Here is a 25,394-nt window from a genome sequence, read left to right as displayed (position 1 = left end):
GACGAAAGGCCCCACCCACGGTGGGGCCTTTCGCACTTAACCCACCACCCCACCCTGTCAGGGTGTCCGCTGCCCCTACAATGAGTAGGGGCACAAGATCGTCAGGTTCGGTGAAGCCTGTTACCCATATAGATTCATAGAGAGACCGAACGGGCGCTGCAGCATTGCAGGTCTGTTTGAAATGAGAGGAACCGCGTAGCCATGGCCGACCAAGACCGCAATCAGGGGGCGGATCGGGCAGATCGCCGGTCCGACCGAACAGGTACGCAGGGTGGCCGGTCCTTTGGCAAGCAGGGCGACGCTCCCAGGGACTCCGGCTCCCGTGACGACCGATCCTCCGCGGGGTACCGCGGTGCCCGTCCGACCACAGGTGGAACAGGCGCGCCGCGCGACGGCCAACGGGATGGACAACGTGGCGGATCCTCATCCGGCGGCAGAAGCGCCGGTGGGTTTTCCGCGGGACGCGGTGGGGGTGCGACGCGAGGGCCACGCGACGAAAACCGAGGTGGATCTGAGCTTACTGAAACCGGCAAACGGTCGTTCAACGCCCGTGACCTGCGCAGTGCCAACCGCCCCGATCGTGAGCGGTCCCCAAACATCGACGAAGACGTCACCGGTGCCGAACTGGACCGGGTTACCCGGGCGCAGATCCGCAACCTTGAAGAGAAGAGTGCTGAATGGGTGGCACGCCATTTGGTGATGGCCGGGCGCCTTCTGGAGGACGAGCCCGAACTGGCTTTCCAGCACGCACTGGCCGCCAGCCGCCGGGGAGGGCGTCTCGCCGTCGTGCGTGAAGCAGTGGGGCTCACCGCCTACGCTGCAGGACACTATGGAGAAGCTCTCCGCGAGTTCCGCACCTATCGACGCATCAGTGGCTCCAACGACCACCTGCCCGTGATGGCCGACTGCGAACGCGGGCTGGGGCGACCCGACCGGGCACTGGATCTGGCCCGCTCGGAGGAGGCTGAGGGGCTCAGTTCCGCCGGCAAGGTGGAGCTCGCCATGGTGGTATCCGGGGCGCGTACTGACCTTGGCCAGCTCGAAGCGGCCGTTGGGGCCCTCGAGATCAGCCAGCTCGACCGTAACCGCGCCTTCAGCTACAGCCCACGTCTCTTCCGTGCCTATGCCGAAGCGCTGGCTGCCGTCGGGCGAACCGCTGAAGCCGACCAGTGGCGCCGCCAGGCTGGTATTGCCGACAGCGCCCTGGGCCTCGGGGAGTTCGCCGAACCGGACATCCTCGACCTTGCGGGCGACGACGAGGAGGTCCCCGATGCCTCGGCCGCCAAACGCCGGGTTGCCTCAGCGCCCGCCAGCAGCCCCGGCAGCGCCCCCCTGACTGAACGACAGGCCGCGCAGACGGTCGACTACGACACCGACACTGACGACGACCCGGATGAGACAAACGAATCGGACGAGCTGTCCACAGTGGTCTCCAGCGACGACGACATGCCAGTGGAGGATTCTCCAACCGCAGCGGGCGAGGGACAGGCCGCTGACGATGCTCCGGATGAGGACGCGCCACGCGCACCCGTGACCTGGCGATCGTTGAACCGGCCGGCCCCGGTTAGGGCGCAAATCCAACCGGTTGACGACCAACCGGCCGACGTCGAGCACGACACTGAGAGGAACCATGACTGAGGTTTCACTGATCTCCTCCTACGACGCACTGCTGGCCGACCTGGACGGTGTGGTGTACGCGGGGCCCCACGCCATTCCCCAAGCAGTGGAATCGTTGGAACGCCTGGCAGGTGCCGGCGTCGCACTGGCCTACATCACCAACAACGCATCCCGTTCCTCGGAACAGGTAGCTGCACACCTGCGTGAGTTGGGCGCACCGGCAACCGCAGGGCAGGTGTTCGGTTCAGCCCTCGCGGGAGCGGAGCTGCTGGCCACGCTGGTACCCGAGGGATCGACGGTCCTGGTGACCGGCAGCCAGACCCTTATTGATCATGTCGCTGCCCAGGGGTTGATCCCGGTGACCTCAGCGGAGCCGACCCCTGCGGCGGTGATCCAGGGCTTCGACCCCGGGCTGGCCTGGAAGGATCTCGCCGAGACCGCCTACGCGGTCGCTGGCGGGGCGGTCTGGGTCGCGACCAACACCGACCTGTCCATCCCGCAGACCCGTGGAATCGCTCCCGGCAACGGGTCACTCGTCGCTGCGGTCACGGCCGCCACCGGGAAGACGCCAGTCGTGGCCGGCAAACCCGAAGCGCCCCTGTTCATTACCGCAGCGAAGCACCTCGGGGTGAGCCGGCCGCTGGTCGTGGGGGACCGGCTCGACACCGACATCCTGGGCGGCAACCGGGCACGCATGGACACCGCCCTGGTGCTCACCGGCGTCGACACCGCGCAGACGGCATTGGCCGCTGTCACCGACGAACGCCCGCGGTTCCTGCTGGCCAGCCTCGCGGACCTCTACGAACCCTACCCGGACGTTACCGTGGCTGACGGGGTGCACAGTTGTGGCGCTGCGACTGCCTGGATGGAGGCGGGAGTGCTCCACCTGCGAGGGCAGAACGAGGACCTGGACACCTGGCGTGCGGCCTGCAGCGCGTGGTGGACTGCGAACCCCGACACCACCTCGGCAACGCAGCCCGAACTCGCGATGTCCGACGGCCCCCGGGTGCTCGCCGAAGACACCCAGCGATGACGGATGAGGATGCCCCGGTGTTCCCGCCCGCCCCGGATCCCACCGGCGACGGGAGCGTTGACGCGCTGACCAGCACGCTGACCGCCCTCCCTGATCTTCCCGTCGATGACCACAACACGCTCTACATTGGCCTGCACAACGATCTGCTGGCCGAACTCAACGCCGATCCCGCCGAGGACCATGACACGGCTTGACCAGGCCCTCGTGGTGCGTGGCCTCGCCCGTTCCCGGTCCCAGGCTTCCCAACTGATCGCCGCCGGGCGGGTCCGCCGGGACGGCATCGTCCAGGTGAAGGCTGCCGCGAAAGTGGCTGAGACCGAACACCTGACCGTTGACACCGCCGGGGCCCCGGACTTCGTCAGCAGGGCCGGGGTGAAGCTCGACGGCGCCCTGCGCGAGTTCAGCTCGATCCAGGTGAAAGGGAAGCAGTGCCTGGACGCGGGCGCCTCGACTGGAGGGTTCACCGAGGTACTCCTGCGGGCGGGGGCGGCGCGCGTCGCCGCCGTCGACGTCGGGCACGGGCAGCTGGTTGACGAGCTCCGCCGTGACCCGCGGGTGGAAGTGGTCGAAGGCCTCAACGTACGCCAGCTGGAGCCCGAGGCCATCGGGGGGCCGGCTGAGCTGACGGTGGCCGACCTGTCCTTCATCTCGCTCACCCTGGTGCTCTTGCCGCTGGCACGTGCCACCCGGCCGGGTGGGGACATGGTCCTGCTCATCAAACCCCAGTTCGAGGTGGGCAAGGGGAAACTCAACTCCTCGGGAGTCGTCGCATCCGAGCAGGAGCGGAGACGGGCGGTCGGCCTGGTCGTCCGGCACGCGCTGGGCCTGGGGCTCACCGTTGCGGGCCTGATTCGCAGTCCGCTGCCGGGTCAGGACGGAAATGTTGAGTTCTTTGTGTGGATAACCGTGCCCCCGGGACCGTTGGTGCCTAGGATCGAGGAGGAGCAGGATCTCCTGACCTTGCAGGTGCTGGACTCCAGCACTGCATTTACCGATGCCCGGCTAGTTACCGGCACGCCGCACGGCGCACTGGATACGACGGAGCTTCAATGACACGACGGATACTGGTTCTCGCCCACACCGGGCGACGGGACGCGATGGCGGCTGCGCAGGAGGCCTGCACGCAGCTGCACCGCGCCGGGCTGACCCCCGTCATGCGGGTCGAGGAGCTCAAGGACATCCAGAACGAGTACGGGGTGCTCGCCGCCCCAACCGAAACGCTGGGGGTCGACGTCGAGCTGGAGGACATTGAACTGGGCATGGTGCTCGGCGGTGACGGCACCATCCTGCGCGCCGCTGAGCTGGTCCGGGGATCGGAGGTCCCCCTGCTGGGGGTCAACCTGGGCCATGTCGGGTTCCTCGCCGAAAGTGAACGGGCCGACCTCACGGAGACGGTGCGGCGCGTCGTCGACCGGGACTACACCGTCGAGGAGCGCATGACGATCGACGTCCAGGTCTGGCAGGGGGACGTCCTCGTCGCCCAGACGTGGGCGCTCAACGAGGCGGCGGTCGAGAAGGCCAGCCGTGAACGGATGATCGAAGTGGTGATGGAGGTTGATGGCCGTCCTGTCAGCTCGTTCGGCTGCGACGGGGTGGTGATGGCAACCCCCACCGGGTCCACAGCGTACGCATTTTCGTCGGGCGGTCCAGTGGTCTGGCCCGAGCTGGAGGCCCTCCTGATGGTGCCGATCAGCGCCCACGCGCTGTTCACCAAACCGCTGGTCATCGCCCCGACGTCGGTGCTGGCAGTGGAAATCCTCACCCGCACCGACGCGGCGGGTGTCCTGTGGTGCGATGGCCGGCGCACGGCCCACCTGCCACCCGGAGCGCGCGTGGAGGTCCGCCGCTGCGACACCCCGGTCCGGTTGGCGCGGACACTGCTGTCCCCGTTCTCCGAACGCCTGGTCAAGAAATTTTCGCTCCCCACGCAGGGCTGGCGCGGCCCCGCAAGCCACGCAGGAGGCACGAGCTAAATGATCGAAGAAATCCGCATCCGCGACCTGGGCGTCATCACCGACGCCACCCTCCACCTCTCCGGCGGGTTCACCGTGGTGACCGGTGAAACCGGTGCCGGTAAAACCATGGTGGTCACGGCGCTGGGCCTGCTGCTCGGCGCCCGGGCCGACGCCGGAGCGGTGCGCCTCGGGGCAAAGGCAGCGTCAGCCGAGGCCGTCCTCAGGCTCGCCCCACAGAGCACCGCCGCACTACGCGCCGCGGAAGCAGGCGGCGAGCTTGAGGAATCGGACGGATCAGCCGAACTCATCGTCGCGCGGACGGTCAACGGCGAGGGCCGCAGCCGCGCCTACGTCGGAGGCAGGTCTGCCCCTGCGGGAGTGCTCGCGGAACTGGGCGCCGCCCTCGTGGTGGTGCACGGCCAATCGGACCAGCTGCGACTGAAGACCGCGGCCGCACAGCGCGAGGCTCTCGACAAGTTCGCCGGGCCGGATCTTTCCGGAGCGCTGACCCGCTACCAGGAAAGCTACCGGCGCCTGCAGGACGCGGTTGACGAACTGGACCGGCTACGCACCGACTCGCGGGAACGGCTCCGCGAGGCCGAGTCCCTGCACGCAGCACTCGAAGAAATCGAAGCGCTGGCGCCCCAGCCCGGTGAGGACGAGAACCTCAAGGCTGAGTCCATGCGGCTGGGCCACGTCGAGGAGCTCCGCACCGCCGCGTACAAGGCCCACCAGGCACTGGTGTCGGGGGAGTTCGCTGACGACCAGGACGCCACGGTGCTCGTTGACGCCGCCAAACGCCAGCTCGAGTCGGCGGGGGATCACGACCCTGCGCTGGCCGCCCTGGCCGGCCGGCTCGCCGAGGTGGGCTACATCCTCACCGACATCTCCACCGAGCTCTCCGGGTACAGCGCCTCCCTCGACAGCGACGGGCCGGGCCGGCTCGCCGAAGTGGAATCCCGACGGGCTGAACTGGCCGTCCTCGTCCGTAAATACGCGCCCAGCATTGATGAGGTCCTGGAGTGGGCCGAGGCCGGGCAGCTCCGGCTCGGCGAGCTCGGTGACGATTCCACCCGGATCGAAGCCCTCACGGCCGAGATCGACACCCTCGAGGAAGCGGTCGCCAAGCAGGCAGCAGAGTTGACCGATCTACGCACCAGCGCGGCGGCCACCCTTGCCGAACGGGTCACCGACGAACTCTCCGCCCTCGCCATGGCCGCCGCCAGCCTGGTCATCGAGGTGACGCCCGGTGAACGGAGCCTGTTCGGTGCCGACTCGATCGCCTTCCTCCTCCAGCCGCACCCCGGCTCCGCAGCCCGGCCGCTGGGCAAGGGCGCCTCGGGAGGTGAACTCTCACGCGTGATGCTCGCCATCGAGGTGGTGCTCGCCGCCGTCGACCCCGTTCCCACGTTCGTCTTCGACGAGGTGGATGCGGGAGTGGGGGGCAAGGCGGCTGTCGAAATCGGTCGGCGACTGGCCATGCTCGCCGAGCATGTGCAGGTGATTGTGGTCACCCATTTGCCCCAGGTGGCGGCGTTCGCGTCCCAGCACATCCGGGTGACGAAAAACGTGTCGGCGACCGCCGCGGGCGACGGAGTCACCGCCAGTGACGTCGAAGTCCTGCCCGAAGCCGAGCGGGTCCGTGAACTGGCCCGCATGCTCGCGGGCCAGGAAGAGTCGGCCTCGGCACAGGCACACGCCGAGGAACTGCTCGCAGACGCAGCGCGGACAGCGTCGAAGTGCTAGGCTCGAACTCCGTGGTGCAATCAACAAATTCCCGGTTCCAGAAGTCCGCCAAGACTACCAAGCACGTCTTCGTGACGGGCGGCGTAGCCTCCTCCCTCGGGAAGGGACTCACCGCTTCAAGCCTCGGTCATCTTCTCCGTGCGCGTGGCCTATCCGTCACAATGCAGAAGCTCGACCCGTATCTCAACGTAGACCCGGGCACCATGAATCCCTTCCAGCACGGCGAGGTCTTCGTGACCGACGACGGCGCTGAGACCGACCTCGACATCGGCCACTATGAACGCTTCCTCGACGAGAGCCTCGACGGGTCAGCGAACGTCACCACCGGCCAGATCTACTCGACGGTCATCGCCAAGGAACGCCGCGGCGAGTACCTCGGTGACACGGTGCAGGTCATTCCCCACATCACCGACGAGATCAAACGCCGGATGCGGCTGCCCTCCGAGCCTGTCGAGGCCAAGAAGGCACCCGACGTCATTATCACCGAGATCGGCGGCACCGTCGGTGACATCGAGTCCCAGCCCTTCCTTGAAGCCGCCCGGCAGGTGCGCCAGGACATCGGCCGCAACAACGTGTTCTTCCTGCACGTCTCCCTGGTGCCGTACATCGGACCGTCCCAGGAACTGAAGACCAAGCCCACCCAGCACTCGGTGGCGATGCTGCGCTCCATCGGTATCCAGCCGGACGCGATCGTCATCAGGTCGGACCGTGAGGTCCCGGACGCCATGCGGGAAAAGATCGGCAGGATGTGCGACGTCGACATCGACGCCGTCGTGAACGCCGCCGATGCCGCCAGCATCTACGACATCCCCAAGACCCTTCACGCCCAGGGGCTCGACGCCTACATCGTGCAGGCCCTGGACCTGAAGTTCAAGGACGTCAACTGGACCAAGTGGAACAAGCTGCTCGACGCCGTGCACCACCCCAAGCACACCGTCGAGATCGCGCTGGTGGGCAAGTACATTGACCTGCCGGACGCCTACCTGTCGGTCACCGAGGCGCTGCGGGCCGGCGGATTCGCCAACAAGTCCAAGGTCATCATCCGCTGGGTGCCCTCCGACGAGTGCGACACCCCCGAAGGCGCGGCCAAGGCCCTCGACGGAGCCGACGCCATCTGCGTGCCGGGCGGCTTCGGCATCCGCGGCCTCGAAGGCAAGCTGGGCGCCCTCAAATACGCCCGAGAAAACTCGGTCCCCACCCTGGGGCTCTGCCTCGGCCTGCAGTGCATGGTCATCGAGTACGCCCGCAACGTGGTGGGCCTTGAGGGCGCATCCTCCAGCGAGTTCGATCCCGACACGGAGTACCCGGTCATCGCCACGATGGCCGAGCAGCTGCACATTGTCGACGGTGACGGCGACATGGGCGGCACCATGCGCCTCGGGCTGTGGGAAGCGAAGCTCGACGAAGGCTCGGTTGTGGCCCGCACCTACGGCAAGACCACTGTCAGCGAACGGCACCGCCACCGCTACGAGGTCAACAACGACTTCCGGGACAAGATCGCCGCCGCGGGAATGGTGTTCTCCGGAACCTCCCCCGACGGCAACCTGGTGGAATTCGTTGAACTACCCAAGGAAACCCACCCGTACTACGTGTCCACCCAGGCGCACCCGGAGCTCAGCTCACGGCCCACCCGGCCGCACCCGCTGTTCGCCGGCCTGGTCAAGGCTGCGCTGCTCCGCCGTGGAGTCAAGGCCTGATCATGGGCGATCCGTCGACCCGTCCCCTCGCCGACCAGCAAAGCCCCCGGCGGCTGCTGGACTCGTCGGTGGTGTACGAAGGGCGGATCTGGAACGTCGTCAGTGACACGTTCTCCCTGGTCGACGACGACGGCCACGAACAGCTGGTGCGCGACTACATCGAGCATCCCGGCGCCGTGGCCGTCCTCGCGATGAACGACGTGGGTCAGGTGCTCCTGATCAACCAGTACCGCCACCCGGTGCGGATGACGCTGTGGGAGATCCCGGCCGGGCTGCTGGACGTTCCGGGTGAAGACTTCGTGGCCGCTGCGGCCCGGGAGCTCGCCGAAGAAGCCGACCTGCGCGCGGACCGGTGGAATGTCCTCACCGACCTGTTCCTGTCGCCCGGCTCGTCCAGTGAAGCGCTGCGCATCTACCTCGCGCGGGGCGTCACCGACATCCACCCCGATGCACGGCACGAACGGACCCACGAGGAAGCCGAAATCGAAATGGCGTGGGTGGATCTGGACGACGCCGTCGACGGTGTCCTGGCAGGCCGGATCCACAGCCCGTCAGCCATTGCTGCAGTCCTCGCTGCGGCGGCCGCCCGCACCACCGGGTACGACCGATTGCGGCCCGCCGACGAACCGTGGCCAGAGCATGCCAGCCAGCACCACACCTGGCCCAACGGATCGGTCCTGAAGAACCGACCATGACGGCCCCAGCAACGCGCACCGCCGTCGATGAGCTGCGGGAGACCGGCCCCGGACGGCTGATGAGCGAATACCTCCAGCACATGGCCGTGGAGCGCGGACTGTCGGTGAACACGCTCGCCGCGTACCGGCGCGACCTGCTGCGGTACCACCGGTTTATCGCCGCCCGCGCCATCACCGAGGTACAGCTAATCACCCGGCACGACATTTCAGCGTTCGCGCAGGCCATCTCCACGGGGTCGGACGGCCTCGCCCCGCTAAGCCCGCGCTCGGCCGCGCGCACCGTCGTCGCCGTCCGTGGTCTCCACCGGTTCTGGGCTCTGGAAGGGATCTGCACGGCCGACCCCGCCCACGACGTGCACCCGCCCATCGCCGGGAAACGGCTCCCCAAGGCCATCTCGGTGGACGAGGTGACCCGGATCCTCGAGGCGGTCAACACCGATACCCCGGGCGGCCAGCGGGACCGGGCGCTCCTGGAATTCCTGTACTCCACCGGGTCCCGGATCAGCGAGGCGGTGGGACTCGACGTCGACGACGTATCGGTCGACGAGGCGCTTGAGGGTCCCGCCGTCGTCCGCCTGTTCGGCAAGGGGTCCAAGGAGCGGATGGTGCCGCTGGGATCCTACGCGGCGAAGGCCATCGACTCGTACCTGGTGCGGGCACGGCCTGCCCTTTCGGCGAACGGCAGGGGTAACCCTGCGCTGTTCCTGAACCTGCGCGGCGGGCGGCTGAGCCGGCAAAGTGCGTGGACCATCCTGAAGTCGGCCGCAGAGAAGGCGGGAGTCACCGGGGAGGTGTCGCCGCACACCCTGCGGCACTCGTTCGCGACGCACCTCCTGGAGGGTGGCGCCGACGTGCGGGTAGTCCAGGAGCTGCTGGGACATGCCTCGGTCACCACCACGCAGGTGTACACGCTGGTCACTGCGGATACGCTCCGCGAGGTATATGCTGCTGCGCATCCACGCGCCCTCTAAACTGGCGGCAGCGTAACCGGGCCGCTCTGTAACCTTGGCGGGTTAGCTGGAAACTAACTGTGCATGAACAGGTTACTCACTCCAGGGGGCCACGTGTTGCAGCATGACGAAGGCGTTTTTGCCGCACTGCATAGGGAACATCGCCCGCGCGTTTTCAACTATATTCACCGCCGGATCAACAGCCGCGAAGCGGCTGACGAGCTGACCAACGACGTCTTCCGCGTCGCGTGGCAACGCAACCCGGATCCCGCGGAACTGACCATCGCCTGGCTTCTGGCCGTGGCACACCATCTGATCGGCAATGAGTACCGGCGGCGGGAACGATCCGAGATGCTCATGCAACGGATCCGCGCCACTGCGGTGCTGGAATCGCGCACCGAACAGGGCGCCCAGCAGCAGACGGTGGCTGACGCACTTCTGGGAATGCGGGACAAGGAACGGGAGATCCTGCTCCTGGCGTACTGGGATGACCTGCCCGTGGCTGACATCGCCCAGGTTCTGGCCTGCAGCCCGTCCGCGGCGAAAGTCCGCCTGCACCGGGCCCGCAAGGCGTTCGCCGCCCTGCTGCCCACCGCACTGATGGCTGAAGGAGCTGCCTGAAATGGACCACATCGAAAATCTGATCCGGGGGCTTGACCCGGTACGCGCAGAGGACCGGGCCACCACCGGGCCCGATACCGGCTCAGTCCCGGGCACCGACTCTTCCCGGGCCGTCGTAAATCCTGTCACCCCAATTCCACTGGCCGTTCCTCTCGCGGCGACTGATGACGACGACGACGATGGAGTGTTCAGCGATGACCGGCCGGTAGTGGTGCCGCTCTCCCGCAGGCGCAGGGTAGTCGTCGTCCTCGCTGGTGCGGCCGCGGCGGCAACCGTGGCCGGCGCGATCGTGGTGGGCACTACGCTCGGCGCCCAGGGGCCGATGCCAGCTGCCACCACCGAACCGGCGCCGATTCCCGAGGCGACGACGCCCGTCGACGGGGCGCCGACACTGACCAGCGAGCCGACAGCCGAGCCGACCGGCGACGCCACGGGGGAGCCGACCGGTGAACCCGGGGCGGAGCCTACGGGGGTCCCGACCGGGCCACCAGCCGACGTCGGGTGCCGGCCCCAGGACGTGGACCGGCTGATGGAGCAGGGAAGCGACTTCTCCTCGTATACGCCGTGGACCACCAACCCCCAGTTCTACCCGGTCATCGGGTGCACTGACGAGTGGATGTCGATGGATATGACCGACGAGGGCTACGCGGCCGAAGGCAAGGACGGCGGAAACGCCTGGTACTTCATCGCCAAGCGGGTCGATGGTCAATGGGTCATTGATACTGACACCTACGGAGCTGTCCTGAAGTGGGAGTTCCTCATGGAAGACCCCAACGGGACACCCCAGGAGCTGATGGACCAGCGCTTCATCGAGGCGGGTATCCCGGTGGAACTGCGGGAGGAACTGGTGGGAGCAGGACCAACGGCTGAGGAGCTGGTGCGGGGCCTCGACAACCCCGAGCTCGGCCTGCGCTACCAGATCCCGCTCGCCTGGGGAATCGTGGACGGGCCGGACGGAGTGGACCTGGTCAACACGGCGGGCACCCCGGTCATCACCCTGCAGCGGGCGCGGGAATCGGGGATCGGCGGCGCCTGTCAGGAGGCCTCCGTGCCGTGGCGCGAAGTGCGATCGATCCCGGTATCGATTGACACCCCGAGCGGGCCGGTCAGTGCCCGGTTTGCTCTCCGGATCTTCGAGGGCGCGCAGGTGGTGGGGGCAACCGGAGTGGTGCTGGCCACCGACCCGACGTCGGGCGAGGGATGCATGCTCTACAACGTCATTTCAAGCACCGAGGTGGGCCTGCTGGCCCTGACGAACGAGTTCCAGCTGTCTCCCCACACGGAGGGCAGCGGCACGGTCTTCGCGTCAGTGGCCGACGCGGAACAGTACGCAGGGTCGGCGGAGTTCGACGCCCTCGCAGCCATCGCGGAGTCGCTCGTCATCACCGACTAAACAGCCACCGACACCCCGCCGAGACGTGAGCTCTGGTGACTCAGGCCGCCCCTGACTCGCCAGAGCCAACGGTTTGGCGGGGGATCGGGAGACTAGACTTGGGGCTCATGGAACCCCGCCACGTCGCACTGTGCTTCCTGTTCCGGACCACCGAGGCAGGAAGCGAAGTGCTGCTCGGACTGAAGAAGTCCGGCTTCGGCGTCGGGCGGATCGTAACCCTCGGTGGGGGAATCGAACCCGGCGAATCCGCAGCGCAGGCGGCGGTGCGCGAGGTCGCCGAGGAATCGGGAGTCGTCGTCGACGAGGCCAGCCTGACCGCCCTCGGCAGGGTGCGCTGGCGCTTCCCCGCCCAGCCGGCAGCCGACATGGACGCGGCCATCTTCACCGCCGTCGAATGGGCCGGGACCCCCGAGCCGACCCTCGAGGTGGAGCCGGCCTGGTACCCGGTCGACAAGCTGCCGTGGGAAGGGATGTGGGAGGACGCACAACACTGGCTGGGAGCGGTCATCGCTGGAACCCCGCTGGACGTGCTCGTCACCCTCAACCCGGACAACGAGACCGTGAGCACCGCGGTCTTCGCCTGACCCGATTGGGCATTAACCTGATCGGGCCCCTCACTCATGGAGGGACCCGATCAGGACAACAGGGTTAGGGGACCTGGCGCTGCTCCGGACCGTTGTAGGCGCTGAGCGGGCGGATCAGGGAGTTGGAAGCGGTCTGTTCCATGATGTGCGCGGTCCACCCGGTGATCCGTGCGGCGATGAACAGGGGCGTGAACATCTCGGTGTCGAACCCCATCAGGTGATAGGTGGGGCCGGCCGGATAGTCGAGGTTGGGCTTGATGCTCTTCGCCTCGTCCATCGCGGTTTCCAGTCCGCTGTACAGGCCGAGCAGTTCCGGCCGACCAAAGTGCTCGATCATGGAGTCCAGGGCGGACTTCATGGTGGGCACCCGCGAGTCACCGTTCTTGTAGACCCGGTGGCCGAAGCCCATCACCTTCTTCTTCTGGGCGAGAGCATCCTCCATCCACGCCTTGGCGCGGGCAGCAGCATCCTCACGGGACTCATCGGTGCGAATGCCGATCTCCTCGAACGTGTGCATCACAGCCTCGTTGGCCCCGCCATGCAGCGGTCCCTTCAGGGCGCCGATGGCCCCCGTGACCGCCGAGTGGAGGTCAGCCAGGGTGGACGTAATGACCCGGGCGGTGAAGGTCGACGCGTTGAAGGAATGCTCGGCATAGAGCACCATCGACACGTTGAACGCCTTGACCACCTCGGGCGCCGCCTCCTCACCAAAAGTCATCCAGAGAAAGTTGGCCGAGTAGTCGAGATCGTCCCGCGGGGCAACAATGTCCTGCCCACGACGGCGGCGCTGGTCATACGCGACTACGGCTGGGAAAGCAGCGAACAGCTCCATGGCCTTTTCGAGGTTGGCTTCGGGGGAGGAGTCCGACGCCTTGGGGTGGTTGGCTCCGAGTACCGAGACGGCGGTGCGGGCAACGTCCATCGGGTGGCAGGTCGTTGACAGCAGATCGATGGCGGCCTTGACGTTGTCGGCCAGCGTGCGGTGGCTGCGCTCAAAGGAGATGAACTCGGCCAGCTCGTCCTTCGTCGGCAGCTCGCCGTGCCACATCAGGTAGGCGACTTCCTCGAAGCTGCACTTGGCAGCCAGCTCCTGCACCGGGTATCCGCGGTACAGCAAGGAGTTGGTGTCGGAGTTGACCATTGAGATAGCTGTGGTGTCGACAGTGACCCCGGCTAGCCCTTTGTAGATCTGCGTTTCTGTGGTCTCTGTCATGGTGACTCCTGTTCAACGGCGGAAGGGGCCTGATGCGTCGTGTGCGCCGGCGAGCCGGGCACCTGAAAATTGAAAACCGAGGTGTCAAAACGGTTGTATGCCTCGTAGTCCACCAGCTCGTAGAGACGGGCCCGCGTCTGCATGGCATCGACGGCGCCCTGCTGGGTGCCGTCGGCTTTGATGATTTCCAGCGTACGCTCCGCTGCGCCCATTGCACTACGCAGCAGGGTCACTGGATAGATGACCATGTTGACGCCCGCGGAGGCGAGCTGGTCCAGGGTGAACAGCTCGCTCTTCCCGAACTCGGTCATGTTGGCGAGGATGGGGACGTCGACGGCGTCACGGATGGCCTGGAATTCGGTGAGGTCCCGCATCGCCTCAGGGAAGATCGCGTCGGCGCCGGCGTCGACCAGGGCCTTCGCCCTGTCCTTGGCGGCGTCGAGGCTGTCAGTGCCGCGGATGTCGGTGCGGGCCATGATGAGGAAGTTCGGATCCCGGCGGGCGTCCGCCGCGGCGCGGATGCGCTTGGTGGCCGTGTCCAGGTCCACCACGTTCTTGCCGTCAAGGTGGCCGCACCGTTTGGGGTTGAACTGGTCCTCGATATGGCAGCCCGCCAGCCCGGCGTTCTCCAGTTCCTGGATGCTGCGGGCAACGTTCATGGGCTCGCCGAAGCCGGTGTCGGCGTCGACAATCGACGGCAGATCGGTCATCCGGGCGATCTGCCCGGCACGGGTGGCCACCTCGGTCAGCGTTGTCAGGCCGATATCGGGCAGCCCCAGGTCATTGGCGAGGACCGCGCCGGAGATGTAGACGCCGTCGAACCCCTTGTCCTCGATCAGCCGCGCCGACAGCGGATTGAATGCGCCGGGGAACTGCTGGATGCGCCCCGAGGCGAGCCCTTCCCGGAAGGCGATGCGCTTCTGCTCGGGGGTAATTGATGAGTACAACATTTAGAACAGTCCCTTCGGGGCGGTGGCGGGGTCGATGACGCCGGCGGCGGCGACCAGATTGAGCTGATCCAGTTCGCCAGCGGCCAGTTCGGGGAGACGCTCGACGACGGCGAGGAACCGGTCAATCTCGGCTTCGTCGACAATCCGGTGCCCGTCCTGACCGGCGGCCAGGGTGCGGAGCTTGTTAATGTACTGCTCCCGCGCGAACGGGCGGGCGCCCAGCGGGTGGGCGTCGGCGACGGCCAGCTCATCGGTGATGACTGCCCCATCGGTCAGGGTGATCTCCACCCGGCCGCCGAAAGCCTTCTCGCTGATGTCCAGTGAGTGGTAGCGCCGGGTCCACTCAGGGTCTTCCAGGGTGGTGACCTTGTGCCAGAGTGCCACGGTGTCGCTCCGGCCAGCCCGCTCGGGAGTGTAGGAATCGACATGGTGCCAGGAGCCGTCCTGCAGGGCCACCGTGAAGATGTAGGGGATCGAGTGGTCAAGGGTTTCGCGGGATGCGGTGGGATCGTATTTCTGCGGATCGTTCGCCCCGGATCCGATGACGTTGTGGGTGTGGTGCGAGGTGTGGATGACGATTGACTGCACTAGCTCCGGATCGGTGGCCTCCGGGTGGGCTGTATGCAGCTTGCGGGCGAGGTCGATCAGGGCCTGGGCCTGGTACTCGGCCGAGTGCTCCTTGGTGTAGGTGTCGAGGATGGCGCGCTTCGATTCGCCTGCGGCGGGCAGCGGCACCTCGTAGCGACCGTCGGGGCCGTCCAGCAGCCAGGCGATGAATCCGTCTTCACCCTCGTAGATGGGGGTGGGTGAGGTCTGGCCGCGCATGGCCCGGTCCGCGGCCTCGACCGCCATCTTTCCGGCGAACGCCGGTGCGTGGGCCTTCCAGGTGGAGATCTCGCCCTTCCGGGACTGCCGGGTGGCGGTGGTGGTGTGCAGGGCCTGGCCGATGGACTGGAAGATGGTCTCGACGTCCAGATCCAGCAGGGTGCCGATGCCGGCGACAGCTGATGGGCCGAGGTGCGCTACGTGGTCGATCTTGTGCTTGTGGAGGCAGATGGCTTTGACCAAATCCACCTGGATCTCGTAGCCGGTGGTGATGGCGCGCAGCAGGTCCCGTCCGGATCGGCCGGTGTGCTGGGCGACGGCGAGGATCGGCGGGATGTTGTCGCCCGGGTGCGAATAGTCTGCGGCCAGGAACGTGTCGTGGTAGTCCAGTTCGCGGACGGCGACGCCGTTGGCCCAGGCGGCCCACTCCGGGGAGGATTTCTCCGGGATCCCGAAGATGGTGGCTCCCGCGCCGTGGGACGACGACGGGTGGCTGGTGGCCTGCGCACGGGCTGCCACCACCGGAGCACGGTTGAAGGAGGCCACCGCCACGGAGGCGTTGTCGATGATCCGGTTGATGACCATGTCGGCGACGTCGGCGTCCACCTCCACCTGGTCGGCGGCGACCAACGCCAGCCGGTAGGCGAGCTGATCTTCGCGGACCAGATTCTCATCGCTGCGGTGGGTACGGACCAGATGATGTTCAACCATTGAGGTGGGCCTTTCGGGGTGGGACGGAGCCGGCGTCGAAGCTGTGTTTAGACGCCAGTAGATGGTCAAGACTGTTGTGGAGGTGGAGGGTGGTGGCCGCGGCGGCCCGGTCGGCGTTGCCGCTGGCGATGGACCGGGCGATCTGGGCGTGTTCGGCGGCGGAGGCCAGTAGCCTATCGCTGTTGTCCTTCGCGAGTCTGCGGATTCTTACCAGCTGGGCGCGCAGCTGGTGCTGGGCCTGCCGGAGGAACTGGTTGTCGGCGGCGTCGTCGACCGCGTGGTCCAGGTCGGAGACCAGGGCATAGTAGTCGCGCTGGTCAGGGTCGTCTCCGGTGATGAGGGTGCCTGCGGACTCGAAGCGTTCCGCGAGCGAGATGAACACTCCGGGAGCGCGGCGGTCCGCCGCCAGTTCGGCGGCCTTGCAGTCCAGTGCCAGCCGGACGTCGAAGAGCTGGGTCATCTTCTCCAGAGAGATATCGGTGACGACAACACCACGGCCGGCCTGTGCCGCAGTGAGGCCCTCGGCGCCGAGGCGGGCGAGTGCTTCCCTGACGGGTGTCCGGGAGACTCCAAGCCTGGCCGATTGCTCCACCTCGGCGAGGACGGTCCCGGGAACCAGCCGCCACTCGATGATGTCGGATTTCAGCGCTGCATAGGCTCTGTCACTCGCTCGCACTGATCTCCTGTCGTCGTTGACGTGGCCCTGGAAAAGGGTACCTTCTCTCTAGCAAATGTATACACAGGGGGTAGGAAGTGCAAGATAAGGCCTGTTTCACCGTCGAAAAGTGGGGCCTGTGTATACATGCTGGGTTCCACCCAGCGGCGAGGTCTGGCGCCCGACAAGATCCCAGCGTCACACGAACTCACGGTTCGGGTCCCGGGTGGGATGTCTCAGTAGGATGACAGCACAACACAACGACGTGGAGGACACCGGATGAGCCAGGACTATCGCACGCTGCACCGCCAAAGCCTTGAGGCTCCCGACGCGTTCTGGCTTGACGCGGCGCGCGCCGTCGACTGGGTCCGAGACCCCGCCACGGCGTTGGACAGCACCGGGGCTCCGCTCCACCGCTGGTTTCCCGACGGCGAACTGAACACCTCCTACAACGCGCTGGACCGCCACGTGGAAGCGGGTCGCGGCGACAGCACCGCCCTGATCTACGATTCCGCGATGCTCGGCCTGGTGCGGCGGTACACCTATGCGGAACTCCGCGACGAGGTGGCGTCCTTCGCCGGCGTGCTGCGTGATCAGGGCGTGACCAAGGGAGACCGGGTGGTGATCTATCTGCCCATGGTGCCCGAGGCGCTCATCGCGATGCTGGCCACCGCCCGGCTCGGAGCAATCCACTCGGTGGTCTTCGGCGGGTTTGCCGCGAAAGAGCTCGCCTCCCGGATCCAGGACGCCCGCCCCACGGTGGTGGTAACCGCGTCGGGTGGCCTGGAGCCCCGCGGGCCCCTCGAATACCTGCCCGCAGTCGACGAGGCGCTGACACTGTGCGACCACCGGGTGGCTACGGTGATCGTGAAGTCCCGGAAGGGGTTCGTCCACCAGGCATCAGAGTACGGGTCGGCGTCGGGCACCCCACGCGCCGATACTGCCTGGCTGGACTGGGACGAGGCGCTGACCGGCGCGGAGCCCGCTGATCCGGTGCCGGTCCTCGCGACCGACCCGCTCTACATCCTGTACACGTCGGGCACCACGGGTTCGCCGAAGGGCGTGGTGCGGGACAACGGCGGCCATGCCGTCGCGTTGACCTGGTCGATCAAGAACATCTTCGGCATCGGCCCGGGAGATGTGATGCTGACGGCGTCCGACGTCGGCTGGGTGGTAGGACACTCCTTCATCGTCTACGCACCGCTGCTCGCGGGTGCAACCACCGTGCTGTACGAGGGGAAACCGGTGGGCACCCCGGACGCCGGCGCGTTCTGGAGACTGATCAGCGACCACCGCATCAACGTCCTGTTCACAGCACCTACCGCGCTGCGGGCGGTCCGGAAGGTGGATCCGGAGGCGGCCCTGCTCGCCGGTTATGACACCTCCAGCCTGCGGTTGCTGTTCTGCGCGGGGGAGCGGCTCGACATTGACACCTACCAATGGGCGGGCCGGATTCTTGGCGTCCCCGTGGTTGACAACTGGTGGCAGACCGAGACCGGTTGGCCGATTTGCGCCAATCCACGGGGCATCGAGGAGCTTCCGCTCAAGCCGGGGTCACCGACGCTGCCGCAACCCGGGTACGACCTGGTGATTCTGGACGGCGACGGGCAGGCGGTGCCAGCAGGAACCGAGGGCAACATCGCGTTGCGGCTCCCACTTCCGCCGGGAACCCTCCCCACGCTCTGGGGAAGTGATGAGCGCTATATCAGCTCATACCTCAGCGCGTTTGAGGGTTTTTATGTCACCGGTGATTCGGGCTACGTCGACGACGAGGGCTACGTCTTTGTGATGGGCCGCACCGACGACATCATCAATGTGGCGGGGCATCGGCTGTCGACCGGCGCCATCGAACAGGTGCTGGCGCAGCACCCGGCGGTTGCCGAGTGCGCAGTGATTGGCCTGGCCGATCCGTTGAAGGGCCAGCGCGCCAGCGGCTACGTGGTGCTCAAAGCTGGCGCTGACATTGATCCCGCCGTGCTGGAACAGGAACTGATTACCCTGGTGCGGACCCAGATCGGGCCGGTGGCCGACTTCAAGCAGGCGGTGGTGGTGGACGGGTTACCGAAGACGCGCTCGGGGAAGATTCTCCGCAAGACCATGCGGCAGATGGCTTCCGGGGAGGATTACGTGGTGCCTTCCACTATCGAGGACCGGAGCGTGCTCGACGCCATGAAGCCGATTCTCCAGGGAACCGCGGACCGCTAGCCAATCCAGGAATACTCGAACTCCGGGCGGCCACGGGTGCCATAGCGCGGCGCACGGCGCGCCGACTCCTGGTCGGCCAGATACTCAAGGTAGCGGCGGGCGGTCACGCGGGACAGTGCAAGGTCAGCTGCCACCTCGACCGCCGAGACTGCTGTGCTGCCGCCCTTGAGCATCAGGATGACGGTCTTCAGCGTCTCCTGTGAGAGTCCTTTGGGGAGGCTGCCCTGAGCCGGTGGTCGAAGGGCCGCCAGCGCATTGTCCACCTCGGATTGGGTAGTGGACGACGCCTGGGCCACGAGATTGTTCCTGAAGGAACGGTAGCTCGTCAGCTTGTCGCTGAACGCCGAGTAGGTAAACGGCTTGATCAGGTACTGGACAATCCCGGAGGAGATCGCCGTCCTGACAATATGCAGTTCGCGGACCGCGGTGATCGCGATGACGTCGGTGGGCAATCCAGCGCCACGGATCCGGCGAATGATGTCCAGTCCATGAATATCGGGCAGGTTCATGTCCAGCAGCACCAGGTCCACCGGCTCAGCGCCGGAGCTGAGGAATGCCATCGCCTCGGACCCGTTGTGGGCCACCCCGATGAGGGAGAACCCATCCACTCGTTTGACGTACTCCGCGTGGGCCTCGGCGGTGATGGTGTCGTCCTCGATCACCAGAACCCTGATGTCCTCAGGCATGTCCCGCACCCATCGCGCCGGTGGGCAGGTCGGCGTCATCGGCTGACAGCGGCAAGAGCACGGTGAAGCGTGCTCCGTCGTCGTCAGTGACAGCTATTGACCCGCCGAGCCGCTGGACCGCCTGGCGGACCAGGGCCAGGCCCAGGCCCCTGCCAGCCCCGCTGACCGGGTTGGACTCCTTGGTGCTGAACCCCAGGGTGAAGGCGGCAGCGCCACTGGTGGACATACCCGGCCCGCTATCGTGCACCACGATGTGGACGTCACCGCCGCTGCGCTGCAGGGTGAGGACCACGCGGCGGTCAGGCGAGTCAGCAGCGGCGTCGAACGCGTTGTCCAGGAGGTTGCCAATGATGGTGACCAGGGCACTCGGGTCAAGGTGTGCGGTGTCGATTGAGCCGTCGACGGTGATCTCGAGGTCGATTCCCCGCTCGTTGGCCTGCGCGGCCTTGCCCACCAGCAGCGCTGTGATGAACGGTTCGTCGATGGCCCCCAGCACGTCGTCGGTGAGCTGCTGCGACTGGGCCAGGTCCCTGGTGGCAAAGTCCAGGGCTTCGGCCCGGCGGTCCAGCTCGATCAGGGACACGATGGTGTGAAGACGGTTGGCGTGTTCGTGGGTCTGGGCACGCAGCGCATCGGTAAGGGTCCTCATGGTCTGCAGCTCACCCGTCAGCGACTCAATCTCCGTGTGGTCGCGCAGGGTGGTGACCGTCCCGAGCGGCTTTCCTCCGGGGGAGGGTGCGCCTCCGCCGGGCACTGCCGCTTCCTGGTTAACCACCAGGATGCGGTCGGCCGTGACGTGAAATTCGTCAATCGCCTGCCGTCCGGTCGCCAGCAGTTCGTTGAGCGACGCCGGCAGGTCCAGGCTGCCCGCGGGGGTGGGCTGGCCGGCGCGGGCAGCAGGCAGGGCCAGCAGCTGTGCGGCCTGATCGTTGTAAAGGACCAGTTCTCCGCGCGGATTGGTCAGGATCAGGCCTTCGCGAACTGAGTGGAGCACCGAGTCATAGAACACGAACATGTGGGAGAGCTGGTCGGTGCCGAGCCCAAGAGTGGCCCGTCGCAGGTGCCGGCTGAGCAGGAACGACACCGCTGCGCCCGCCGTGACGGCACCGGCAGCGATGAGAAAGAGGAGCGGGAGTTGAGCGTTTCGGGCGATGGTGACAGCGTCCACTGTCACACCCGCGGAGACCATTGCGGCCACCGACCCGTCGTCGTCGAGCACTGGGACGATAGCCCGCACCGATGGCCCCAGGGTGCCGGCGAAGGTTTCCGTATGGGACCGGCCGTCGAGGGCCTGCTCAACCGATCCGATGTACGGTCTGCCGATCTCCTCAGGGTTGCGGTGGGTAAACCGCGTCCGGTCCGGCGCCATGATGGTGATGAAGCCAACACCGAGATCATCCATCACCTCGCTCGCGTACGGCTGCAATGCGGCGCTCGGGTTGGGAAGCTGGATCGACTCGCTGACAAACGGATCATCGGCGAAGGTGGTGGCGATCGCGAGCATCCGGTCGGCTGACGCTTCGTAGGTGCTCTGCTCGGCGTCGAGATAGAGAACCCAGGAGATGGCTGACGTCAGCGCCAGCACAAAGAGCAACTGACCGATGAAGAACTGCCGCGCCAGGCTCCATTTCCTCACCGTTTCGACGGCTCCCTTCAAAGATGTTCGCGAACAGTATGAACGCAATGGTGATTCACATCACTGTACGCCCGAGCATTGAACAGACAGCTTTGAATCATCCACCGAAGGAGCATGGCTATGGCGCCATCGAAACCCACCACTAACCGGCCAGCTGGGGCCGCCGGTCAGGGGAAGCCCAGGAAGAGGGTCGACAAGACCCACTTCCTCTACATTGCAGTCATTGCGGCGGTGATCCTCGGCGCGATCCTGGGCCTGATGGCCCCCGAATTTGCGAAAAGCCTGAAACCCATCGGCACCGGTTTCATTGCCCTGATCAAGATGATGATCGCTCCCATTATCTTCTGCACCATTGTGCTGGGTATCGGGTCGATCGCCAAGGCGGCGACCGTCGGTAAGGTTGGCGGGCTGGCCCTGGGCTACTTCATGCTGATGTCGACCTTCGCCCTCGCCATCGGATTGGTGGTCGGCAATATCGTCCAGCCCGGTGAGGGCCTTGACCTGTCCAACGCCCAGTACGATGGGCCCGCCGCCGAGGAAGCCACCAGCACCACCGACTTCCTGCTCGGCATCATCCCGGTTTCGCTGCTCGCCTCACTGACCGGAACCAGCATCCTGCAGACCCTCTTCGTCGCCCTGCTGGTCGGTTTCGCTCTGCAGAGCATGGGGGCAGCGGGCAAGCCCGTCCTCCGCGGAATCGGCCACATCCAGGCCCTCGTCTTCCGTATCCTCATCATGGTGATGTGGCTGGCACCGATCGGTGCCTTCGGCGCGATCGCCGCCGTCGTCGGCGAAACCGGTGTCCAGGCCATCGTGAGTATGTTCACCCTGATGGCCGCTTTCTACATCACCTGTGTCCTCTTCATCGTCGTGATCCTTGGCGGGCTACTGAAGCTGGTGACCGGTGTCAATATCTTCAAGCTGATGAAGTACCTGGGCCGCGAGTATCTGCTCATCTTCTCGACCTCGTCCTCCGAGGCCGCCCTGCCCCGCCTGATTGCCAAGATGGAGCACCTGGGCGTTTCCAAGCCGGTTGTCGGCGTGACAGTCCCCACCGGCTATTCGTTCAACCTGGACGGCACCGCCATCTACCTGACCATGGCGTCTCTGTTCGTTGCCTCGGCGATGGGCACACCGCTGGCCCTGGGAGAGCAGATCTCGCTGCTGATCTTCATGATCATCGCCTCGAAGGGTGCTGCGGGAGTCACCGGTGCCGGCTTGGCCACGCTCGCCGGTGGACTGCAGTCCCACCGCCCCGATCTGGTGGACGGCGTCGGCCTGATCGTCGGTATCGACCGGTTCATGTCTGAAGCCCGCGCCCTCACCAACTTCACCGGTAACGCCGTCGCCACCGTGCTGATCGGTAAGTGGACCAATGAGATCGACCGGGGCCGCGTCGACGAGGTTCTGTCCGGGAACCTGCCGTTCGATGAGGCCACCATGACGTCCAACCACCTGGACGACGACGTCGAAGACGGATCGGCGGCCACCACTGACCAGGCCGTGGCCAACCTCGATGACCTCGACGGTGACCGCCGCGTCGGAGTAACCCGCTAAATCCGACTACCCTTAGTAGATGCCCGAGATGGGCCCCTTCCCTCGGCAGGGTAGGGGCCCATCCCCTTGCCGGTTTCATGCCTCCACCGCTGCCCTGAAAAGAAGGTTAGACCTCAGGTTGAAACTAAAGGCTCGCGGGGAGGTGCAACGGATTTCCCCGCGCGGATGCGCCACCGGTTGTAACGTTGAGGGCAGGTAAGAGGCAAGAATTTCAATAACGCGATTAAACGGAAGCGTGGATACATACGTGAGTAGCGAACAGGGTTCCACAACTCTGAAGGACGTCGAAATCGGGCCGACAGGCCGCCCGGTCACAGTGTTTCCCGAACCACCGGTCCTGTCCTCGCACGGGCCGGCCCGTGTGATTGCGATGGTGAACCAGAAGGGCGGGGTTGGCAAGACCACCTCCACCATCAACCTGGGCGCAGCGCTCGCCGAAGCCGGACGCCGGGTACTGTTGGTCGATTTCGACCCGCAGGGCGCACTCTCCGCCGGTCTGGGCACCAACCCGCACGAGCTCGACGTCACCGTCTACAACGTGCTCATGGACCGCAAGGTGCAGATCCAGGACGCCATCCAGACAACCGCGTTCGAGAATGTCGACCTGTTGCCCGCCAACATCGACCTGTCGGCCGCTGAAGTGCAGCTGGTCAACGAGGTGGCCCGCGAACAGGTCCTCGACCGCGCCCTCCGGAAGGTCTCGGACGACTACGACGTCATCCTGATCGACTGCCAGCCCTCACTGGGACTCCTAACAGTCAATGCGCTCACCGCAGCGCACGGCGTCATCATCCCGCTGATCTGCGAGTTCTTCGCGCTGCGTGCGGTCGCCCTGCTGGTCGAGACAATCGAAAAGGTCCAGGACCGGTTGAACCCCCGCCTTCAGGTCGACGGCGTTCTGGCCACCATGTACGACGCGCGGACCCTGCACAGCCGCGAGGTCATCGCACGGCTCGTCGAGGCGTTCGGCGACAAAGTGTTCGAAACGGTCATCAAGCGCACCATCAAGTTCGCCGATGCCACTGTCGCTGCCGAACCCATCACGTCCTACGCGGCCAACCACTCAGGGGCCGACTCCTATCGCCGACTGGCGAAGGAACTGATCTCGCGTGGCGGCGCCCCCTAACGATGCAGCGCGCTGCGCAGCCCACCTCTGATGCGTGACGCCCTCCCCGACGCTGCCGAACCAACCGGTTTCACCGTCCGGCTGGAGAACTTCAACGGGCCGTTTGACCTGCTGCTGGGGCTGATCTCCAAGCATGAGCTGGACATCACCGAGATAGCCCTGGCGACCGTCACCGACGAGTTCATCGGCTACATCAGGGCGTTCCAGGGTACCGACGCGGACTTCTCGCTCGATGAAGCCAGCGAATTCCTGGTGATTGCCGCCACCCTGCTCGATTTGAAGGCCGCCCGGCTGCTGCCGGCCGGTGAGGTGGAGGACGACGAGGACGTCGCGCTACTGGAAGCGCGCGATCTGCTGTTCGCCCGGCTGCTCCAGTACAAAGCCTTCAAGGAAATTGCCCGACAGCTGGGGGAGCGCCTGGCCGAGGAAGCCAAGCAGACTCCCCGGCAGGTCAGCCTGGAGCCCGAGTTCGCGGCGATGCTACCCGACCTCACCTGGCGCACCACCCCGGAACAGTTTGCGAAGCTTGCAGCCAAAGCGCTGGAACCGCGCGAGCCCGCTCCGACCGAGGTGGGTATCGCTCACCTGCACGGTTCGACGGTCAGTGTTCGTGAACAGGCCGAACTGCTGGGGATCCGCCTGCGGCGCGGACACCCGCTCTCCTTCCGGCAGCTCACCCAGGACGCCGAGGACATGCTCACCGTCGTGGTCAGGTTCCTCGCGTTGCTGGAAATGTTCCGCGACGCAGTGATCTCCTTCGACCAGGGCGCACCACTGGGAAACCTGACGGTCCGGTGGTCGGCCGACGTCGAGAACTGGTCACCGGCGTCGATCAGTGAGGAATACGACCAGCCAGCCCCCACCCCACCTGCACTGGAAGGACCGAGTTGAAAGACCATCAGTCCGACGTCGATGAACCCCTCTTTGATGCCTCGAGTGAGCCGGGCGGCATCAAGGCCGCCCTCGAGGCCGTCCTGATGGTGGTCGACGAACCGGTTACCGCCACACGGCTCGCCACCGCCCTGCTGGTCCCGGTCGACGAGGTGCACGGGTTGCTGGTGGAACTGCAGCAGGAGTATGACGGCTATACTGGTCAGGGCCCGGAAGGGCACACCACCGAACCGGCGTCTTCACAGCCGCGTGGCTTCGAGCTACGCAGCGTCGCCGGAGGATGGCGGATTTTCTCGCGCAGTACGTTTGCGCCGGTAGTGGCGAAGTTCGTGCTCGAAGGACAAAGCGCCCGCCTGTCACAGGCAGCTTTGGAAACCCTCGCCGTCATCGCCTACCGGCAACCGGTGTCTCGGGCAAGAGTTTCGGGAATCCGCGGAGTGAACGTGGATTCGGTGGTACGCACCCTGGCGCTGCGCGGTTTGATCGCCGAAGCGGCAACCGATCCTGAAACGGGCGCAATCCTGTACGGAACAACCCAGTACTTTCTGGAAAGATTAGGGATAGGCAGCGTTGCTGACCTGCCGCAGCTTTCACCACATCTACCCGGGTTGGAAAACCTCGGTGACTTCGATGACACCACTTACTAAA

At 66.0% G+C, this 25,394-nt stretch carries 23 protein-coding genes; 17 read left to right on the top strand and 6 right to left on the bottom strand.

All coding sequences use genetic code 11. The features are described 5' to 3' along the window. Window positions 1–201: 201 nt before the first annotated feature. The 12 genes from HMI57_RS19070 to HMI57_RS08225 all read left to right on the top strand — a co-directional run bounded on the left by HMI57_RS19070 (window position 202) and on the right by HMI57_RS08225 (window position 12,291). Entirely contained in the window at window positions 202–1,638 is a 1,437-nt protein-coding gene (locus HMI57_RS19070) for a hypothetical protein (protein ID WP_228720991.1), read from the top strand. After that, entirely contained in the window at window positions 1,631–2,650 is a 1,020-nt protein-coding gene (locus HMI57_RS08275; protein WP_171585463.1) for an HAD-IIA family hydrolase, read from the top strand. Before HMI57_RS19070 ends, HMI57_RS08275 begins: the two co-directional genes overlap by 8 nt. Then, complete coding sequence (locus HMI57_RS08270) at window positions 2,647–2,844, top strand: hypothetical protein (RefSeq protein ID WP_171585462.1); 198 nt, start codon at window positions 2,647–2,649, stop codon at window positions 2,842–2,844. Before HMI57_RS08275 ends, HMI57_RS08270 begins: the two co-directional genes overlap by 4 nt. Next, the gene (locus tag HMI57_RS08265; protein ID WP_171585461.1) at window positions 2,831–3,703 is read left to right on the top strand and encodes a TlyA family RNA methyltransferase; all 873 of its coding nucleotides are present in this window, start codon (window positions 2,831–2,833) and stop codon (window positions 3,701–3,703) included. Before HMI57_RS08270 ends, HMI57_RS08265 begins: the two co-directional genes overlap by 14 nt. After that, window positions 3,700–4,623 carry an NAD kinase gene (locus tag HMI57_RS08260; RefSeq protein ID WP_171585460.1) on the top strand — a complete coding sequence of 308 codons (924 nt, stop codon included), beginning with the start codon at window positions 3,700–3,702 and terminating at the stop codon, window positions 4,621–4,623. Before HMI57_RS08265 ends, HMI57_RS08260 begins: the two co-directional genes overlap by 4 nt. Further along, window positions 4,624–6,351: a DNA repair protein RecN gene (recN, locus tag HMI57_RS08255; protein WP_171585459.1), complete on the top strand. Its 1,728-nt coding sequence runs from the start codon at window positions 4,624–4,626 to the stop codon at window positions 6,349–6,351. Further along, window positions 6,345–8,048, top strand: coding sequence for a CTP synthase (locus HMI57_RS08250; RefSeq protein WP_318779242.1), 1,704 nt, complete (start codon window positions 6,345–6,347; stop codon window positions 8,046–8,048). The genes recN and HMI57_RS08250 overlap by 7 nt, the downstream gene beginning before the upstream one ends. 2 nt (window positions 8,049–8,050) lie before the next feature. Then, window positions 8,051–8,743 carry an NUDIX hydrolase gene (locus HMI57_RS08245; RefSeq protein WP_171585457.1) on the top strand — a complete coding sequence of 231 codons (693 nt, stop codon included), beginning with the start codon at window positions 8,051–8,053 and terminating at the stop codon, window positions 8,741–8,743. Beyond that, the gene (gene xerD / locus HMI57_RS08240) at window positions 8,740–9,714 is read left to right on the top strand and encodes a site-specific tyrosine recombinase XerD (protein ID WP_171585456.1); all 975 of its coding nucleotides are present in this window, start codon (window positions 8,740–8,742) and stop codon (window positions 9,712–9,714) included. Before HMI57_RS08245 ends, xerD begins: the two co-directional genes overlap by 4 nt. A 93-nt stretch (window positions 9,715–9,807) precedes the next feature. Further along, window positions 9,808–10,314 (top strand): sigma-70 family RNA polymerase sigma factor, encoded by a 507-nt coding sequence (locus tag HMI57_RS08235; protein ID WP_346655164.1) that lies wholly within the window; start codon window positions 9,808–9,810, stop codon window positions 10,312–10,314. A 1-nt stretch (window position 10,315) separates the two neighbouring features. Next, on the top strand, window positions 10,316–11,707 hold the full coding sequence (locus HMI57_RS08230) for a PT domain-containing protein (protein WP_171585454.1): 1,392 nt from the start codon (window positions 10,316–10,318) through the stop codon (window positions 11,705–11,707). A 107-nt stretch (window positions 11,708–11,814) separates the two neighbouring features. Next, window positions 11,815–12,291, top strand: a complete 477-nt coding sequence (locus tag HMI57_RS08225; protein ID WP_171585453.1) for an NUDIX domain-containing protein — start codon at window positions 11,815–11,817, stop codon at window positions 12,289–12,291. 64 nt (window positions 12,292–12,355) lie between these two features. Here the strand turns inward: HMI57_RS08225 and HMI57_RS08220 are convergent, their stop codons facing one another. From HMI57_RS08220 to HMI57_RS08205, 4 genes are read right to left on the bottom strand one after another with little or no spacing between them, the layout of a single operon-like run. Beyond that, entirely contained in the window at window positions 12,356–13,504 is a 1,149-nt protein-coding gene (locus tag HMI57_RS08220; protein WP_171585452.1) for a bifunctional 2-methylcitrate synthase/citrate synthase, read from the bottom strand. Beyond that, window positions 13,501–14,454, bottom strand: a complete 954-nt coding sequence (prpB, locus tag HMI57_RS08215; protein ID WP_171585451.1) for a methylisocitrate lyase — start codon at window positions 14,452–14,454, stop codon at window positions 13,501–13,503. The genes HMI57_RS08220 and prpB overlap by 4 nt, the downstream gene beginning before the upstream one ends. Beyond that, entirely contained in the window at window positions 14,455–15,990 is a 1,536-nt protein-coding gene (locus HMI57_RS08210; protein ID WP_171585450.1) for an MmgE/PrpD family protein, read from the bottom strand. Then, window positions 15,983–16,666 (bottom strand): FCD domain-containing protein, encoded by a 684-nt coding sequence (locus HMI57_RS08205; protein ID WP_171585449.1) that lies wholly within the window; start codon window positions 16,664–16,666, stop codon window positions 15,983–15,985. Before HMI57_RS08205 ends, HMI57_RS08210 begins: the two co-directional genes overlap by 8 nt. Before the next feature lie 258 nt (window positions 16,667–16,924). Here HMI57_RS08205 and HMI57_RS08200 point away from each other — a divergent pair, with 258 nt between their 5' ends. Next, the gene (locus tag HMI57_RS08200; protein WP_171585448.1) at window positions 16,925–18,850 is read left to right on the top strand and encodes an AMP-binding protein; all 1,926 of its coding nucleotides are present in this window, start codon (window positions 16,925–16,927) and stop codon (window positions 18,848–18,850) included. Here HMI57_RS08200 and HMI57_RS08195 read toward each other — a convergent pair. Together HMI57_RS08195 and HMI57_RS08190 are read right to left on the bottom strand one after the other, a co-directional pair. Beyond that, the gene (locus HMI57_RS08195) at window positions 18,847–19,536 is read right to left on the bottom strand and encodes a response regulator (RefSeq protein ID WP_171585447.1); all 690 of its coding nucleotides are present in this window, start codon (window positions 19,534–19,536) and stop codon (window positions 18,847–18,849) included. The two genes, HMI57_RS08200 and HMI57_RS08195, sit on opposite strands and share 4 nt — an antisense overlap. Then, a complete protein-coding gene (locus tag HMI57_RS08190) occupies window positions 19,529–21,172 on the bottom strand; it encodes a sensor histidine kinase (RefSeq protein ID WP_171585446.1) in 1,644 nt (547 codons plus the stop codon). The genes HMI57_RS08195 and HMI57_RS08190 overlap by 8 nt, the downstream gene beginning before the upstream one ends. Window positions 21,173–21,292: 120 nt before the next feature. Here HMI57_RS08190 and HMI57_RS08185 point away from each other — a divergent pair, with 120 nt between their 5' ends. From HMI57_RS08185 to HMI57_RS08170, 4 genes are all read left to right on the top strand, one after another. Then, window positions 21,293–22,729 (top strand): cation:dicarboxylase symporter family transporter, encoded by a 1,437-nt coding sequence (locus HMI57_RS08185; protein ID WP_171585445.1) that lies wholly within the window; start codon window positions 21,293–21,295, stop codon window positions 22,727–22,729. Window positions 22,730–22,976: 247 nt separating this feature from the next. Beyond that, complete coding sequence (locus HMI57_RS08180; RefSeq protein WP_171585444.1) at window positions 22,977–23,855, top strand: AAA family ATPase; 879 nt, start codon at window positions 22,977–22,979, stop codon at window positions 23,853–23,855. A 30-nt stretch (window positions 23,856–23,885) separates the two neighbouring features. Continuing rightward, window positions 23,886–24,746, top strand: coding sequence for a ScpA family protein (locus HMI57_RS08175; RefSeq protein WP_171585443.1), 861 nt, complete (start codon window positions 23,886–23,888; stop codon window positions 24,744–24,746). Continuing rightward, the gene (locus HMI57_RS08170; RefSeq protein ID WP_171585442.1) at window positions 24,743–25,393 is read left to right on the top strand and encodes an SMC-Scp complex subunit ScpB; all 651 of its coding nucleotides are present in this window, start codon (window positions 24,743–24,745) and stop codon (window positions 25,391–25,393) included. The genes HMI57_RS08175 and HMI57_RS08170 overlap by 4 nt, the downstream gene beginning before the upstream one ends. Window position 25,394: the final 1 nt, after the last annotated feature.

Origin of the sequence: Arthrobacter sp. 260 (assembly GCF_013116745.1) — a bacterium.
Lineage (GTDB): Bacteria > Actinomycetota > Actinomycetes > Actinomycetales > Micrococcaceae > Arthrobacter_D.
Note: the sequence above shows the minus strand (reverse complement) of the source record. Positions and strands in the feature narration are given on the sequence as shown.